12 protein-coding genes are annotated in these 16,190 nt (G+C 65.5%); 4 read left to right on the top strand and 8 right to left on the bottom strand.

Features of this window, described 5'->3' with window-relative positions:
- Window positions 1-385: 385 nt before the first annotated feature.
- From V6M63_RS04620 to V6M63_RS04610, 3 genes are read right to left on the bottom strand one after another with little or no spacing between them, the layout of a single operon-like run.
- Window positions 386-1,693: a sigma-54-dependent transcriptional regulator gene (locus V6M63_RS04620; RefSeq protein ID WP_332739900.1), complete on the bottom strand. Its 1,308-nt coding sequence runs from the start codon at window positions 1,691-1,693 to the stop codon at window positions 386-388.
- Window positions 1,690-3,135: a sensor histidine kinase gene (locus tag V6M63_RS04615; protein WP_332739898.1), complete on the bottom strand. Its 1,446-nt coding sequence runs from the start codon at window positions 3,133-3,135 to the stop codon at window positions 1,690-1,692. Before V6M63_RS04615 ends, V6M63_RS04620 begins: the two co-directional genes overlap by 4 nt.
- Entirely contained in the window at window positions 3,135-3,995 is an 861-nt protein-coding gene (locus tag V6M63_RS04610; RefSeq protein WP_332739896.1) for a PhnD/SsuA/transferrin family substrate-binding protein, read from the bottom strand. The genes V6M63_RS04615 and V6M63_RS04610 overlap by 1 nt, the downstream gene beginning before the upstream one ends.
- A gap of 168 nt (window positions 3,996-4,163) precedes the next feature.
- On the opposite strand from V6M63_RS04610, the gene V6M63_RS04605 reads away from it, so the two are divergent.
- The 3 genes from V6M63_RS04605 to V6M63_RS04595 are packed head-to-tail and all read left to right on the top strand — an operon-like array spanning window position 4,164 to window position 7,848.
- Window positions 4,164-4,688, top strand: a complete 525-nt coding sequence (locus V6M63_RS04605; protein ID WP_332739894.1) for an arsenate reductase (azurin) small subunit — start codon at window positions 4,164-4,166, stop codon at window positions 4,686-4,688.
- A gap of 10 nt (window positions 4,689-4,698) precedes the next feature.
- A complete protein-coding gene (locus V6M63_RS04600) occupies window positions 4,699-7,182 on the top strand; it encodes an arsenate reductase (azurin) large subunit (RefSeq protein ID WP_332739892.1) in 2,484 nt (827 codons plus the stop codon).
- Between the two features lie 18 nt (window positions 7,183-7,200).
- Entirely contained in the window at window positions 7,201-7,848 is a 648-nt protein-coding gene (locus tag V6M63_RS04595) for a nitroreductase family protein (protein WP_332739890.1), read from the top strand.
- A 68-nt stretch (window positions 7,849-7,916) separates the two neighbouring features.
- Here V6M63_RS04595 and V6M63_RS04590 read toward each other — a convergent pair whose 3' ends face one another.
- From V6M63_RS04590 to V6M63_RS04570, 5 genes are all read right to left on the bottom strand, one after another.
- Window positions 7,917-10,016 (bottom strand): PhoX family protein, encoded by a 2,100-nt coding sequence (locus V6M63_RS04590; RefSeq protein ID WP_332739888.1) that lies wholly within the window; start codon window positions 10,014-10,016, stop codon window positions 7,917-7,919.
- 221 nt (window positions 10,017-10,237) lie between these two features.
- Entirely contained in the window at window positions 10,238-10,990 is a 753-nt protein-coding gene (locus V6M63_RS04585; RefSeq protein WP_332739886.1) for an iron dicitrate transport regulator FecR, read from the bottom strand.
- Complete coding sequence (locus tag V6M63_RS04580) at window positions 10,987-11,784, bottom strand: BPSS1780 family membrane protein (RefSeq protein WP_332739884.1); 798 nt, start codon at window positions 11,782-11,784, stop codon at window positions 10,987-10,989. The genes V6M63_RS04585 and V6M63_RS04580 overlap by 4 nt, the downstream gene beginning before the upstream one ends.
- Window positions 11,781-12,812, bottom strand: a complete 1,032-nt coding sequence (locus V6M63_RS04575; RefSeq protein ID WP_332739882.1) for a homoserine kinase — start codon at window positions 12,810-12,812, stop codon at window positions 11,781-11,783. Before V6M63_RS04575 ends, V6M63_RS04580 begins: the two co-directional genes overlap by 4 nt.
- Window positions 12,813-12,823: 11 nt before the next feature.
- Entirely contained in the window at window positions 12,824-13,159 is a 336-nt protein-coding gene (locus V6M63_RS04570) for a hypothetical protein (protein WP_332739879.1), read from the bottom strand.
- A 92-nt stretch (window positions 13,160-13,251) separates the two neighbouring features.
- Between V6M63_RS04570 and polA the strand changes: the two genes are divergently transcribed.
- Window positions 13,252-16,083 (top strand): DNA polymerase I, encoded by a 2,832-nt coding sequence (polA, locus tag V6M63_RS04565; protein WP_332739877.1) that lies wholly within the window; start codon window positions 13,252-13,254, stop codon window positions 16,081-16,083.
- The last annotated feature ends 107 nt before the right edge of the window (window positions 16,084-16,190 follow it).

Here is a 16,190-nt window from a genome sequence, read left to right as displayed (position 1 = left end):
CGTCCTCTCATTCCTCGGCTGGCGCATCGGGTTCGATCTTGCGCGGAGCTCGGGGCACACAGTCGTCGATGTGGCTCGTGCTGTCAAACAACACCTTGCAAGCCGACACCATGTGCTCCCGCATGCGCTGGCGGGCACGCTGAATGCGCGACTTCGCCGCAGGTCGTCAGGCAGCGGCATGCTCTTGTGGCCCGCGCGCAGGCGGTCCGTCAATGTGTTGCGGGCAACTTCAAACAGTCAGGCGCGGGGCTGCTGGACGTTTGCAAGCCGCTCATCCGGGTTCATGTGCCCTGAGCCAGCCGCGTAGCTCGGCCTCGTGTTGAGTCCAGGTGGCGAGCAGGGCGTTCATCGTGTTGTTGACGGCTGGGCGGGGAATCCTGGCAGTTCAATTGGCGATGGAAAGCTTCTTCATCTTCTCCCACAGGGTCTTGCGGCTGATGCCCAGCACCTCGGCTGTCTTGCCCACACTGCCCTCGCAATGCAGCAGGGCCTTGCGGATGTGCGCGCGCTCGACGCCCTCCAGGATGGTCTGCAAAGGCTCGATGGGTTCGCTGGATGCGGTGCCGGGGGGCTGGTCGGCGTCGTCGATGCTCAGCGGCTCGTCGAGAATGCCGCCATCGCTCATCACCACAGCCTGTTCCAGGTAGGAACGCAGCTCGCGCACATTGCCACGCCAGTCGCGTGCCATCAGGTCGCGCAGGAAGCGCTCGGACATCGCCAGTGGCCGGCCCTGCTCGACCACCATTGTTGCCAGCAGACGCTCGGTCAACCAGCGCACGTCTTCCGGCCGTTCGCGCAGGGGCGGCAGGGCGATCTTGATGACGGCCAGGCGGTAGAACAGGTCCTCGCGGAACGTGCCGGCATTCATGTCGGCGTACAGGTCGCGGTTGGTGGCAGCGAGGATGCGGAAGTCGCTGTGGGTGGTGCGTTCGGCGCCGAGCCGGAAGAAACATTTTTCCTGCAGCGCCCGCAGCAGCTTGGCCTGCATGCTGGCCGGCAGGTCACCCACTTCATCGAGAAAGAGGGTTCCGCCATGAGCCCGCTCCAGGTAGCCCTTGTGGGATCTCACGGCGCCGGAAAAGGCGCCCTTTTCGTAGCCGAAGAACTCGGCCTCCAGCATGGACTCCGGGATGGCGGCGCAATTGACGGCCACGAATTCGCGCTGGCCCGCGCGCGGGTCCAGGGCATGCACCATTTGCGCGGCCACCTCCTTGCCCACGCCGGAGTCGCCGGTGAGCAGCACCGAGACGCGCTGGCCCGCGACCTTGCGGACCATGCCCTCGACGCGGCGCATCGCCGGCGAGATGCCGAGCACGGCATCCTCCTCGGGAGCGAAGCTGGCAGAGACGGCCTGGTGCACCAGGCCGACCACGTGCTCGATGTCGAAGGGCTTGGTGAGGTACTCCCTCGCGCCCGCTCGAACCGCCGTCACGGCATCGTTCACGCTGCCGTAGCCGGTCAGGAAGAACCAGGGCAGGGCACGGATGGCCGCAGGCAGTTTCACGAACCAGTCTGTCGCCAACCCATCGGGCAGTCTTACATCGCTCACCACCGCAGCGGGTGGTGTCTTCAGCGCTTCGGCGGCTTCCGACAGACTCCGGCACCAGACCACGTGCAGGCCTTCCAGTTCAAACCGCTGCGCCAGGGATTCGCCCATGATCGCGTCGTCTTCAATCACCAGCAGGGTCTTCATGGGGTTTCCTCCGCGGCCTCGCGGTTGGGCACCTGGAACACCAGGCGGGTCAGTTCGGGTTGTGTCGCGTCCAGCTCGAACCGGCCGCCCAGGTGGCTGGCGAGTTCCTGGCAGACCCACAGACCGAAGCCCCGGGGGTCGCGACCGCTTTCGGCCGCCAGGGTGTTGCGGAATTTCTCCGCGCTCAAAGCAGGGCCGGTGTTGCTGGCGCAAAAGGTCACCTGGTCCTCGTCTGCTTCGAGTCGTGCCGAGACGGTGCCCTGTTCGCCTGCCGCCTTCATGGCGTTGAGCAGCAGGTTGAGCATCACCTGGCGCAGCGGTGCCGATGGCACGCGCAGCGCGGAGTCGATGTCCATGCTGAAACGAATTTCGACCGGCAGCTTGTTGGCGCTCACCCGCACGAGCGTGACGATGTCTTCCAGGTCGCCTGGTTCCAGCGGGCGGTCGTCCATGCGGGCCTGGGGCAACAGCGCCGCCACCGTCGTCCTGATCTGCTGCAGGCCGCGGTCGAGCAGGTCGATCGTGCGGGTGCGGATGTCGTCCGACCCGCCATGCAGGCGCAGCGTCTGCGTGGCGGTCAGCAAGCCCGCCAGGGGGTTGTTGATCTCGTGCGCCACCGCCGCCGTCATGCGGCCCACGGCAGCGAGCCGCTCGGCCGACAACGCGCGGTCCTCGGCCAGTTTGCGTTGTTCCAGCTCGCCCATGAGCTGGCTCACCGCATCGCCAATGCGGCTGAGTTCGGGGTCCTGGGTCGTGGGCACCGCGCTGCGAAGCTCGCGCGGGTCGTCCCTACCGATGCGCTCGATCACGGCCACCAGCCGCTCGACGGGCCGGGTCATGCGCTTGCCCACCCACCAGCCCACAGGCACCAGCACGGTCACGGCCAGAGCGATGGCCAGCAGGGCGGTTTTCGCCAGTGATGGCCAGTCGGGCGCGAAGACCGCCGCGTCCACCTCCGTCAAGACAAAGCCCAGTGTCTGCCCGTCTTCACTGCGGATGGGGTCGATCATCACCACCGAACCGTCGCCTCTGTCGAGCCGTTGTCTCTCCGTGATCGCGGAGGGCAGCGGTGTGGATTGATCGCGCCAGGTTCCGCCCAGCAAGGTGCGGCCGGTCTCCAGTTGCGTGGGGTCGGATGCGGCAAACACGCGGCCATCGGCGCCCAGGATGGCCAGACGGGCCTGACCGGTGACAGCACCCGGCATCAGCTCGGCGGTGTCGCGCAGCAGGGCGAACACGCGCCAGGTGTCGTCGGCCACCAGCAGGGGGCGCACCTGCGCGCTGACCAGGACCACTGCCTTGTCCAGCAGCGACAGGATGTCCTGCCGCGCGTTCTGCGCCGACACCCGCGCCGCAATGCCCGTGACAAGGATCGCCGCCAGCAGCACCGCGAGGGACAGGCCCAGCGGGATCTGCACGCGGTAGGGCAGGCGACCGAACATCAGCCGGTCACCCCGCTGCCGGGGACCTGGACGGCCTGATGTCGAATGGAATCGAACAGGGATGGCACGCCTGCAGAGAAGCCGCTGAGGTTCAACGACCCCAGCAACTCACGGCCGGCCGCATCGTTGGCCATGTCGAGCAAGGCTTCCCGCAGTCGCTCCGTGCGCGGATGGGTGGCGCGGCGTGCCGTCACCAGGGGCGGAAATCCGAACGGCTCCGATTTCCAGATCACCTCGGTCCTGGCCGCAGCCGGCATGCCTTGCAGGCGCATGGTCTCCCACACGTAGCCGTCGATCGACCCGGCCTGGGCCAGTTGGGCGGCCACCGCTTCGGCAACGTTGCGATGGCCGTGCGCGAAGAAGGCGCGCTTGAGCTCACGCGGCGCGATCCCGGCCTGGGCCAGCTGCGCCTGGGCAACGAGCCAACCCGAGTTCGACAGCGGGTCCGAGTACGCGAGTACGCGGTCCTTGAGGTCGCTCCATCCTCTGAGCCCATCGACGGCGGTCGAGCGGATCAGATAGGCCTGGTAGTGCGGGTCGCCCCGGTACAGGGGAACGGCCAGCAGCTTGAGGTCGCTTTCGAACCGAACGAAGGGATAGCCGCAAATCCAGGCCGCATCGATCTGGCCCGACCACAGCAGATCGAGGATGGACTGGTAGGACTCACGGGCCACGAAGCTCACCTCTATGCCGACCTGCGCGCCGAGGTAGCGGCCCCAGCGCGAGAGGAACGCGATCTGGTCCGCGAGGATGACCGGGGTCAGGCCGACCTGCAGCCGGTCCGCGTGCGCCGCCGCGGCAGGTGACATGGGCCATACCGCTGCGGTGGCCAGGCCCGCGATGCATTCGCGTCTTCTCATGGTTTTGTCTCCTGGCGTTACTTTTTCGTAACCAGTGTTTTTCGGCATTGTTACCAAAACTACCCAAAAAGTCACACATGCCTTCTCAAGCCTTTGATTCATATGGCTTCTCCGTTGGCACGCGCGTTGCGATGGAAGGCGGGTCCGTGATCACAACCAGGAGACAACATGGAAGACCTCAAGATCGGCCGCCGCTTCTTTCTGCAGTCCGGCGGCGTTGCCGCCGCCGTGGCCGGCAGCACCGTGATTCCCATCCACAGCGCGCAGGCCGCCACCCCGGCGCGCAACAGTGGCACCACGCTGCCGTATCCCAAGAAGGCGGTCGGCGCGGCCAAGCGCATGCCGGTCAATGAGGTGGTCAGCTTCACCTACCCCGACGCCAGCTCACCGTGTTACGCGATCCGCATGGGCAACGCCGTGCCCGGTGGCGTGGGACCGAACAACGACATCGTGGCCTTCAGCGCCTATTGCACGCACATGGGGTGCCCAGTCGCCTACGACGGCGGAACGCGCACCTTCAAGTGCGGCTGCCACTTCTCCATCTTCGACCCCGAGAGCGGTGGGCAGATGGTGTGCGGGCAAGCCACCGAGGACCTGCCGAAGATCCGGCTGGAGTACGACGCGAAGACCGACGCGGTGAGCGCGGTGGCCGTCGACGGCCTGATCTACGGCCGCCAGTCCAACATCCTCTGAGGAGCGCAGCATGTCCACCAACATCAATGACCGCATCGCGCTGCCCACGAAGGACGCGCAGAAGTCGAACATGACCTGCCACTTCTGCATCGTCGGCTGTGGCTACCACGTCTACAAGTGGGACGCCAACCAGGAGGGTGGCCGCGCTGCCAGCCAGAACGGCCTCGGTGTCGATTTCACCCAGCAGGTGCCGCCGCTGGCCATCACCATGACCAAGGCGATGACCAACACCATCACCGACAAGTCGGGCAAGCGCTGGAACATCATGATCGTGCCCGACAAGGGCTGCGTGGTGAACAGCGGCCTCTCAAGCACGCGCGGCGGCAAGATGGCCTCGTACATGTACGCCCACGACGGCATGGGCAAGGAGCGCCTGAAGAACCCGCGCATCTTCCGCGGTGACCAATGGCTGGACACCGGGTGGGACAACGCGATGGCGCTGTACGCCGGCCTCACCAAAAAGATCCTGGACAACGACGGCCCGAACGCGCTGTTCTACGACTGCTTCGACCACGGCGGCGCGGGCGGCGGCTTCGAGAACACCTGGGGCACCGGCAAGCTGATGTTCAGCGCGCTGCAGACGCCGATGGTGCGCATCCACAACCGGCCGGCCTACAACTCCGAGTGCCACGCCACGCGCGACATGGGTGTGGGCGAACTCAACAACAGCTACGAAGATGCGCAGCTGGCCGACACGATCCTCTGCACCGGCGCCAACCCCTACGAGACCCAGTCCAACTACTTCCTCAACCACTGGGTGCCCAACCTGAGCGGCTCGACGGTGGACAAGAAGAAGCAGCGCTTCCCTGGGGAAACGGCCGCAGCCGCCAAGGTGATCATCGTGGACCCGCGCCGCACCGCCACCGTCGCGATCTGCGAGCAGGTCGCCGGCAAGGACAACGTGCTGCACCTGGACATCGAGCCCGGCTCGGACACCGCGTTGTTCAACACGCTGTTCACCTACGTGGTGGAGCAAGGCTGGCACGACAAGGACTTCATTGCCAAGCACACGCGCGGATTCGACGATGCGGTGAAGACCAACCGCATGAGCCTGGAGGACGGTTCGAAGGCGACCGGCATTCCTGTCGCGAAGCTGCGCCAGGCGGCCGAATGGGCCTACAAGCCCAAGGCCTCCGGCCACCGCCCGCGCACCTTCCACCCGTATGAGAAGGGCATCATCTGGGGCAACGACAACTACGTGATCCAGAGCGCGCTGGTGAGCCTGGGGCTGGCCACGCAGAACGTGGGCCGGCGCGGCACCGGTGTGTGCCGTCTCGGTGGACACCAGGAAGGCTACACGCGCCCGCCGTATCCGGGCGACAAGAAGATCTACATCGACCAAGAGGTCATCAACGGCAAGGGCCTGATGTACACCCTGTGGGGCACGAATCCGTTCCAGACCACCCTCAACGCCGAGCAGCACCGCCTGGTGCTCAGCCGGCGCGCCAAGATCGTCAACGAGGCCATGGCGAAGGCGCGCGGTGCCTCCACCGAACAGATGATCGAGGTCATCTACGACGCTTGCAAGAACAAGGGCGGCATGTTCATCGCCGCCATGAATCTCTACCCGACCATGATTGCCGAAGAGGCTCACATGCTGCTGCCCGCCGCGCACCCGGGTGAGATGAACCTCACTTCCATGAACGGTGAACGCCGCCTGCGCTTGTCCGAGAAGTTCATGGATGCGCCCGGCTCCGCGAAGCCGGACTGCCTGATCGCGGCCGACATCGCCAATGCGCTCAAGGCGCTCTACCTGAAGGACAACAAGCCCGACATGGCCAAGCGCTTCGACGGCTTCGACTGGAAGACCGAAGAAGACGCGTTCAACGATGGCTTCCGCCGTGCGGGGCGACCGGGCGTGGGACCGATCGACAGCCAGGGTGGTGACACCGGCTACATGGCCACCTACGCGCTGCTGCGCAAGGCCGGCAACAACGGGGTGCAGTTGCCGATTCAGCGCATGGAGGGCGACAAGCTCATCGGCACCGAGATCCACTACGCCGATGGCAAGTTCGACACCAAGGACGGTCGCGCAGAGTTCAAGCCGGCGCCCTGGAACGGTCTGCCCAAGCCGGTGGCCGACCAGAAGGCGAAGCACAAATACTGGATCAATGGTGGACGGGCCAACGAGGTCTGGCAGACGGCGTACCACGACCAGTACAACGCCTTCGTGCGTGATCGCATTCCGATGGCCTTCATCGAGATCAATCCCGACGACGCGCGGCAGATGGGCGTCGCGCCCGGCGATGTGATCGAGGTCTACAACGACTACGGCAGCACCTACGCCATGGCCTATCCGATCAAGTCTGTGAAGCCTGGGCATACCTTCATGCTCTTCGGCTACATCAAGGGTGTGCACGGTGACGTGGTGACCAACTGGGTGGATCGCAACGTCATCCCGTACTACAAGGGCACGTGGGGCAGCATCCGCCGGGTGGGCAGCGTGGACGACTACAAGGCCACGATCTCGTTCAAGGACCGGCGCTTCGCTTGACGGCGTGAGAGGAGCACTGTGAACACATCCATGCCAACACCGGCGGTGAAAGCCGTCGACATCGGCGCCCGTTCCCGCCGAGACGGGTCAGAGATCGACGGTGAGTTTGCTGAAGTCCTCATCACGAGTCGGCAGAACGTTTCACCGCGACGTCTGGTGGCGCCCGGGCCTTCCTCATTGCAGTTGGCCGGCATCCTGCGCGCGGCGGCGGCCGCGCCGGATCACGGCCTGCTGCGGCCATGGCGGTTCGTGATCGTGCCCGAAGCCAGGCGCGCGGACCTCGCGGAAGTGTTTGCTCTGGCCTTGATCGATCGTGATCCTGGTGCCACCCTGGATCAGATCGAGTCGGCCCGCGACAAGGCCCACAGTGCACCCTTGTTGATGTTGGTGGTGGCGCGGCTCGGGCAGGACGAGGCGCGCATCCCTTCACTGGAGCGCATGGTCTCGGTGGGTTGTGCTGTTCAGAACATGCTGCTCATGGCGCACAGCCTGGGGCTGGGCAGCGGTCTGACCAGCGGGCAGGCCATGCAATCGGTGCGCATGCGCGAGCTGTTCCAGCTCGCTTTGGGCGAAGAGGCTGTGTGTTTTGTGAACATGGGCACGGTGGCGAAACGCAAATTACCTCGGTTGCATCCCGATCCGCAGGACTTTCTGAGCGCACTGTGAAATGAAGAAGGGCGGCACTGTGGCCGCCCCTTTTTATGGCGGGCACATTAAGGTGCCGACCACTTCACTCAGCCACCGATCACACCGCCGTCGGTGCGGCGCACCACCACCACGGCAGAGCGCGGGCGAATTCCGGCAGTGGGCCACTGCGAAAACACCGTGGGATCGCGCGCGAGATCGTTGTCACTGTAGGTGGGTGGACGGCGGGGATGGGCGCCGAGTTCACCAGGGTGCTGGATGTTGACGAACATCGTCGTGCGGTCTGGTGTCCAGGTGATGCCGGTCACCTCGCAGCCCGACGGCCCGACCAGGAATCGGCGCACTTCCTTCGTCTGGGGATCGCCCACCAGCATCTGGTTGTTGCCGTTGCCCGCGAAGTTGCCCGTGTTGCTGAAGTTGCCGTCCGTCTGGATCCACATGCGACCGAAGCTGTCGAAGGCCAGCCCATCCGGGCTGTTGAACAGGTTGTCCATCGTGATGTTGGACGACGGCGCTCGCTGGTCGGTGAACGACGGCTGGCCGGCAAGCAGGAAAATGTCCCAATCGAAGGAGAGGGCGGTGGCGTCACCACCGGCTTCGTTCCAGCGAACGATGTGTCCCCATGCGTTGGATGCACGTGGGTTGGCATCGTCGACTGGTGGGCGCGAGGAGCTGGACACGCTGGTCCCGTCAATCGAGTTCGACGAGGCCGGAGTCGTGCCACGGCGGCTGTTGTTGGTGCAGGTCATGAACACTTCGCCCGGTTTGGTCGGGTTGGCGGCGACCCACTCGGGGCGGTCCATCATCGTGGCACCCACGCGGTCGGCAGCCTGGCGGGCCTTGATCATCACGTCGCCCTGGTCGGCGAAGCCGTTTCCGACATCCAGCCCGTTCTGACCAAAGACCAGTGGGAGCCACACTCCGTTGCCCATGCGGTCGCCGGAAACCGCGCCAGCATCGAAGCGCGCCACGTACAGCGTGCCGTCAGACAGCAGGTTGCGGTTGGCCAGACTGGTGGGGTTGCTGGCATCGAACGTGCCGCTCGACACAAACTTGTAAGCGTACTCATTGACTTCGTCGCAGCCCATGTAGACCACGACCTTGCCATTGGAGGCGACTACGAGTTCTGCATTCTCATGTTTGAAGCGGCCAAGTGCCGTGCGCTTGACGGGCTGGCTGGCCGGACTGAACGGGTCGACCTCCACAATCCAGCCGAAGCGGTTGGCTTCGTTGCGGTTCGCTGCCATATCGAAACGCGGGTCGACCGTGTGCCACCGGTAACCGAAACCTGTTTCGCTCAGGCCATAGCGGGCCTCCAGCGTGTTGCGAGTGAACACACCATTCCAACCGAAGTAGCCGTTGAAGTTTTCCTCGCAGGTGAGGAAAGTGCCCCATGGCGTGCGGCCGTTGCCGCAGTTGTTGAGCATGCCTAGAACCTGGGTGCCGCTGGGGTCGGCAGCGGTCTGCATCAGAGCATGACCTGCGGCTGGACCCTGGATGGTCATCGGCGTGTTGCCGTGGATGCGTCGGTTGTAGGGTGAGTTGCGGACCAGCTCCCATTCTCCGGCACTGGTGCGGCGCACGTGGGCCACCGTGCCGCCGTGAGCAGCCAGGCCTTTGCGTGCCTTTTCGAACGTGAAGGGGGCAAGCCAGTCGGTCGGATCGGTGTCAGGCTTGTAGAAGTACTCGGGGTTGATGTACTCGTGATTGAAGACCAGCAGGCCTTCGTCGTTGCGCTCGCCCAAAGCGTTCCCTTCGGTGTTGAAACCGAAGAAGGCCATGCCGTCATGGTTGTCACCGACTTGTTGTTCCTGATCGGCTGCAGTATTGGAGGCATCCGCCGCGAAGCCTGGTGCGCTGAGGCTCAGAGGCGTTCCCCAGGGCAGGAATGGGGTGGCTACATAGCCGGGCGGCACGGTTACCGTGTCTGCGCCTGAGGTGGGGATGCCCTGGAATCCCAGCAACTGCTCGCTGGGGGGCGTAACGACCGGTGCGGTCGGAGCTGGATCGTCGCCGCCACCGCAGGCTGCAAGGCCGCCCAAGAAGGGAATGGCTGCCATACCAAGTCCGGTCTTGAGCAACAAGCGCCGGTTGGGCTGACGTGCAATCGCTTCGTCAACAAGCTGGGTGAGGTGAAGATTGAAAGAAGGATTCGAGATGCCGTCATCGTCTCGCAGGGTGTCTGCCATTTTTTTTGCTCCAGGTAAGGGGAAATGCCCTGGGCAGAGGATGACGACACTGTGTTTAACCTTGACGCACCATTGATGAATCTTTGGTGACGTGCGCATGCAGGCCCTGCACGGTCAAAGCGTTTTTTGCACTACAAGGCGGGGTGCGAAGAATCCGGGCACTTTGTGCAGGCGATTGCGGCCTGCGGGGGCCAGGCCCGCTGGTTGAGCCGGTAGAGGGATCAACGCGTTGCGGCCGGGTGCGCCTCGGGCGGGCGCTGCTCCATGTACCCGCGCCCATCCTTCACACCGGTGCGCCCGGCGATCTGCCAGGCGGTGCGCTGGTCGATCAGGCGGGCCAGGAACTCCAGCTCTTCGTCGGTGTGGTTCAAGGCCGGTGCGGGGGTGAGGAAACGCCCGGCCTTGGGTTCGACCTCGCCCCAGAACGCCTGGTGGTAGCTCGACACCGAGAGCGCCCGGTTGCCCCCGGCCTGCATCTCCACCGTGCCGTAGCAGTTGCAGAAATAGCTGCGGTTGGCCTGGTCGGCAAACACCTCGGTGTACACGCCGGTGCCCCGGATGCCCGCGGTCAGCGTGGGGGTGACGATGGATCGGCTGGGGCCGCTGCCGAAGGCGCTGACCACCGCACCGCTGAGCAGGCGCAGCAGGCTCACCGTGTGCAGGGTGGCACCACGCTCCACCGTCATGCGCGAGTTTTGCCGCACATTGAAGGACGCATTGCCCAGCACGAAGATCAGCCGCGAGGCCGGGCCGGTGGCGATCTCGTCGCCGGTCTGGATGGTTTGCTGGGCCAACATGCGCCGCCCGTTCAGGAGAACGTCTCCCACCAGCTCCACCACGTTGCTGCGCTGCTGCGCCATGGCCGCCGGCAGCCCACCCATGGTCACCCAGGCGGCGGCCGCCTTGAGGGTGTCGCGGCGCTGGAACCAGGTCACTTCGCTCTCGACGCGGCCCTGCAGGGTGTGTTGGCTCATGCATCTTCTCCGGTGGTGGGGGGCACTGGCTGCTCTGTCGACTCGAAACTGTCAACAAAAGTGAAATATATCGAGGTGTGAAACATCGAGGCCATGAACAGGACAGCCGGGTACAAAACGATGTTGAGCGCGGCCGCGCCGCCCAGCAGGGCGCCGAGCAGGCTCATGAGGAGGCCCACCAGCATGAACACGCCGACCCAGCCCAGCGAGTACATGAGCATCGCGCCCTTGTTGCCCCAGCAGGCCATGAAGCTGAAGAACAGGCTCTTGCCCGGGCTCACGCCATGCCAGTGCACCAGGGCCGGTGCATGCCAGAAGGCCATGAGCACCGGCAGGTAGACCACCAGACCGGCGAGCAGGCCCTGGTTGGCCAGCGAGGCGCGCACCACGTCGGCCGTGACCTCGGCGTTCGCGTCCGGTGGTGGTGTGGCCTCGCCGGCAAACAGCGTGGCCACGCCCAGCACCAGCAGCAGGCCGGCGGCATACAGCGCACCGAGGATGAGCATGTTGCGGGTCTGCACCGGCGTGCCCCGCAGGCCCGAGATCAGCGTGGACGGCATGGGAAAGCGGCCGTGCATGGCTTCGCGCGTGGCCGCCATCAACCCCAGCGTGGCCGCCGGCACCAGTGCCAGCGAGATCACCGTGCCCAGCAGCGGAATGAGCGAGAGCACCGAGACGGTGGCCATGAACATGAAGAACAGGCCCGACATGGCCAGCGGCTGGCGGAAGAAGGTCTTCATGCCCAGCTTGACCCACTGCAGGCCGGTGCGGGCGGGAACGAGGTGGAGTTTCATGCGGTCACGGGTTGGGGCGCTGTCGCGGGAGCAGCGGCATCGAGCAACTGCACCGACAGGTCGCGCGCGTGGGTGGCGCGCTCGCGCAGCACGCGTTCGAAATGGGTGGGGTCGTGGGCCTGCAGCATGGCGGCTTCGCGCGGCAGGTGCAGGTCCCACAGGCGGGAAATCCAGAAGCGCAGGGCGCCGGCGCGCAGCATGGCCGGCAGCAGGCTTCGCTCGGCCATGCTCAGCGGGCGCACCACCTGGTAAGCCGCCAGCAGGGCCCGGGCGCGCGCTGCGTCGTGGCTGCCGTCGGTGGCGTCCTGGCTGTGGTGCACGCACCAGTCGTTGAGGCAGACCGCGATGTCGAACAGGAAGGTGTCGCAGCCGGCGAAATAGAAATCAAAGAAGCCGGTGAGCTCGCCGGCCTCGAACATCACGTTGTCGCGGAACAGGTCGGCGTGGATCGGGCCGCGGGGCAGGGCGGTGCAGGCCGGGCTGGCTGCCACGTGGTTCTGGTAAGCCAGCTCGGTGCGGATCAGGTCGGCCTGCGGTGCGCTCAGAAAGGGCAGCACCACCGGCACGGTCTCGTTCCACCACGCCAGACCGCGCAGGTTGGGCTGGTTCAGGGGGAAATCGCGTCCGGCCAGGTGCATGCGCGCCAGCATGCCGCCCACCGCTTCGCAGTGCGTCACACCGGGGGCCAGCTCGCTCCTGCCGCGCAGCTTGTTCACCACGGCGGCGGGCTTGCCTTGGACCGTGTGCAGGATCTCGCCTTTCGCGGTGGCGGCCGGGTCGGGCACCGGGATGCCTTTGCCCGCCAGAAACTTCATGAGGTGCAGGTAGAACGGCAGTTGCTCGAAGCCCAGCCGTTCGAACACGGTGAGCACATGCTCCAGCGTGGCGCCATCGCGCTCGCTGGTCACGAAGTAGTTGGTGTTTTCAATGCCGCCCTGGATGCCCCGCAATTCGGTGAGGTCTCCCAGATCCAGGGTGTGCAGCAGGGCAGCGGCTTCCGCGAACGCGACTTCGGTGTAAACGGCCATGAAACGCGCAATCAGAAGTTCAGGATGCGCCAACTGCTGCGACCGGCATTGCCGGTGCGCTTGCCGCCGACTTCGCCGGTGCCTGAACCGTTCGTGTCGGGGTTGATCTGGTAGGCCGGCGCGCCGTTCTTGGGTTGCACGTCGATGCTCTTTGTCTCGCCGCCCACACGCACCTCGTCGATGCGGGTGAGCGCGTCTTCGTTGGTGATGCGTTCGATGCGATCGCGCGGCGAGACCGGCTGGGGCGGCTGCTCCACCGGGGCCGTCTGGGCCTGGGCGGCCGAGGCCAGGGTGATGCCCGCCACCAGGGCGAGGGTGGAGAGCAGGCGTGGGGTGTGGGCGTTCATGCCTCATTGTAGGCAGGCGGGGGCCTGCGGCACACATGAAGGGCCAAGCGCCCGGCCGACGAAGCGGGCTCGATCTCCCCGACAATGCTCGCATGTCCGACGTTACATCCCCCACCCCCACCCTGTTGCTGGTCGACGGGTCCAGTTACCTCTACCGTGCTTTCTTTGCTGGCGGCGAATCGATGAGCACCAGGCTCCCCGATGGCACGGAGCTGAAAACCGGCGCCATACGCATCCTGATCAACATGATGCAGAAGCTGCGCAAGGACGTGCGAGCCGACTACGCGGCCTGCGTGTTCGACGCCAAGGGCCCGACCTTTCGCGACGCGCTCTACCCCGAATACAAGGCCAACCGCTCGCCCATGCCGGACGACCTGCGCGCGCAGATCGGGCCGATCCACGAGGTGGTGAAGCTGCTGGGCTGGAAGGTGCTGGACGTGCCCGGCGTGGAGGCCGACGACGTGATCGGCACGCTCGCGCACGTGGCGGCGCAGCAGGGCATCACCTGCGTCATCTCCAGCGGCGACAAGGACCTGAGCCAGCTCGTCAACGAGCACATCACCGTCATCGACACGATGAACGACCGACGACGCGACATCGCCGGCGTGACGGCGGAGTTCGGCGTGCCGCCCAGCCTGATGCTGGACTACCAGACCCTGGTGGGTGATCAGGTGGACAACGTGCCCGGCGTGCCCAAGGTCGGCCCCAAGACCGCCGTGAAGTGGCTGCTCGAATACGGCTCGCTGGAAGCGCTGGTGGCGCGCGCGGGCGAGATCAAGGGCGCGGCGGGGGAGAACCTGCGCAACGCGCTCGATTGGCTGCCCAAGGGGCGCGAGCTGCTCACGATCAAGACCGACTGCGATCTCAAGGACCACATCGAAGGCTTGCCCTCGCTGGAGGCCATCACGATCGCCGGGCAGGATTCCGAAGGGCTCAAGGCGTTCGGTGAAAGGTATGGCTTCAAGGGGCTGGTGAAGACGCTGATGCAGCACGACGTGCCGCCCGAGTTGATCGAAGAACACCTGGCCAAGGCAAAAACCAAGACCAAGGACAAGGCGGGCGACGGCTCGCCGGGGCTGTTCGACGAGCCCGACCTGAGCGGCAGCACCGAGCGCACCACCAACCTGGCCTACGACACCATCCTGACCTGGGAGCTGTTCGACACCTGGCTGCAGCGCGTGCTCGCGGCCGACCTGGTGGCGGTGGACACCGAAACCACCTCGCTCGACGAGATGCGCGCCGAGATCGTGGGCATCAGCTTCAGTGTCAAGCCCGGCGAGGCAGCCTACATTCCGCTGCGCCACAGTGGGCCCGACGCGCCCGAGCAGTTGCCGTTCGACGAGGTGCTGGCGAGGCTCAAGCCCTGGCTGGAAGACCCGCAGAAACACAAGCTCGGCCAGCACGTGAAGTACGACCGCCATGTGTTCGCCAACCACGGCATCGAGGTGCAGGGCTACGTGCACGACACCATGCTGCAGAGCTATGTGCTGGAAGTGCACAAGCCGCACGGTCTGGCCAGCCTGGCCGAGCGCCACCTGGGCCGCCAGGGCATCAACTACGAAGACCTGTGCGGCAAGGGCGCGCACCAGATCCCGTTTGCGCAGGTCGACGTGGCCAAGGCGGCCGAGTATTCGTGCGAAGACAGCGACCAGACGCTGGACGTGCACCTCGCTCTTTGGCCACAGTTGCAGGCGGACGACAAGTTGAAGTTCATCTATGAACTCGAGATCGCCAGCAGCGAAGCGCTCTACCGCATCGAGCGCAACGGCGTGTTGATCGACGCGCCCATGCTGGCCGCTCAAAGCCACGAGCTGGGCCAGCGCATCGTGGCGCTGGAGCAGGAAGCCTATGCCATCGCGGGCCAGCCCTTCAACCTGGGCAGCCCCAAGCAGTTGGGTGAAATCTTCTTCGACAAACTGGGCCTGCCCGTCATCAAAAAGACGGCCACGGGCGCGCGCAGCACCGACGAGGAGGTGCTGGAAAAACTCGCCGAGGACTACCCGCTGCCCGCCAAGATCCTGGAGCACCGGGGCCTGTCCAAGCTCAAGGGCACCTACACCGACAAGCTCGCCCAGCTCGCGCTGCCGCGCACAGGGCGGGTGCACACGCACTACGCGCAGGCAGTGGCCGTGACCGGTCGCCTCTCCAGCAACGACCCCAACCTGCAGAACATCCCCATTCGCACGCCGGAAGGCAGGCGCGTGCGCGAGGCCTTCGTGGCGCCGGCCGGCCACGTGATCGCCAGCGCCGATTACTCGCAGATCGAGCTGCGCATCATGGCGCACATCAGTGGCGACGCCGCGCTGCTGCGCGCCTTTCACGAAGGCATCGACGTGCACCGCGCCACCGCAGCCGAGGTGTTCAGCGTGGAAGCGGCGCAGGTCAGCAACGAGCAGCGCCGCTATGCCAAGGTGATCAATTTCGGTTTGATCTACGGCATGAGTGCCTTTGGCCTGGCCAAGGCGCTGGCCATCGACAACACCGCGGCCAAAAATTACATCCAGCGCTATTTCGAACGCTTCGAGGGCGTGAAGCGCTACATGGACGAGACGCGGCAGAGCGCCAAAGCGAAGGGCTACGTGGAGACGGTGTTCGGTCGGCGTCTGGTGCTGCCGAGCATCCAGGCGGCAAAAGGTGCGCTGTTGTCCTCGCTGGAGCGGCAGGCCGTCAACGCGCCCATGCAGGGCACGGCGGCCGACCTCATCAAGCTCAGCATGGTGGCGGTGCAGAAGACGCTGGACGAGCAGCGGCGCGGCACGAAGATGATCATGCAGGTGCACGACGAACTGGTGTTCGAGGTGCCCGAGGGCGAGGTGGACTGGCTCAAGACCGAGATCCCGCGCCTGATGGCGGGCGTGGCTGAACTCAAGGTGCCGCTGCTCGCGGAAGTGGGCGTGGGACCCAACTGGGACAAAGCCCATTGATATGAAACACCCCCGCCGCGCTTCGTGCGACCCCCTCCAGGGAGCGGCGCCTGCGGTCCGGCGGAGCCGGTTCCGCGGCGCCCCTGGGTGGGACACGCGGGCCGGAC

This window comes from Hydrogenophaga sp. (assembly GCF_036675665.1).
Taxonomy (GTDB): Bacteria; Pseudomonadota; Gammaproteobacteria; order Burkholderiales; family Burkholderiaceae_C; genus Hydrogenophaga.
The sequence above is the reverse complement of the archived record's forward strand: the minus strand, read 5'-3'. Positions and strand labels throughout refer to the sequence as shown.

Excerpts from the sequence above, each read along its gene's own strand:
- V6M63_RS04620 (WP_332739900.1), bottom strand. The coding sequence starts at position 1,693 with ATGAAGACCCTGCTGGTGATTGAAGACGACGCGATCATGGGCGAATCC.
- V6M63_RS04615 (WP_332739898.1), bottom strand. The coding sequence starts at position 3,135 with ATGTTCGGTCGCCTGCCCTACCGCGTGCAGATCCCGCTGGGCCTGTCC.
- V6M63_RS04610 (WP_332739896.1), bottom strand. The coding sequence starts at position 3,995 with ATGAGAAGACGCGAATGCATCGCGGGCCTGGCCACCGCAGCGGTATGG.
- V6M63_RS04605 (WP_332739894.1), top strand. The coding sequence starts at position 4,164 with ATGGAAGACCTCAAGATCGGCCGCCGCTTCTTTCTGCAGTCCGGCGGC.
- V6M63_RS04600 (WP_332739892.1), top strand. The coding sequence starts at position 4,699 with ATGTCCACCAACATCAATGACCGCATCGCGCTGCCCACGAAGGACGCG.
- V6M63_RS04590 (WP_332739888.1), bottom strand. The coding sequence starts at position 10,016 with ATGGCAGACACCCTGCGAGACGATGACGGCATCTCGAATCCTTCTTTC.
- V6M63_RS04585 (WP_332739886.1), bottom strand. The coding sequence starts at position 10,990 with ATGAGCCAACACACCCTGCAGGGCCGCGTCGAGAGCGAAGTGACCTGG.
- V6M63_RS04580 (WP_332739884.1), bottom strand. The coding sequence starts at position 11,784 with ATGAAACTCCACCTCGTTCCCGCCCGCACCGGCCTGCAGTGGGTCAAG.
- V6M63_RS04575 (WP_332739882.1), bottom strand. The coding sequence starts at position 12,812 with ATGGCCGTTTACACCGAAGTCGCGTTCGCGGAAGCCGCTGCCCTGCTG.
- V6M63_RS04570 (WP_332739879.1), bottom strand. The coding sequence starts at position 13,159 with ATGAACGCCCACACCCCACGCCTGCTCTCCACCCTCGCCCTGGTGGCG.
- polA (WP_332739877.1), top strand. The coding sequence starts at position 13,252 with ATGTCCGACGTTACATCCCCCACCCCCACCCTGTTGCTGGTCGACGGG.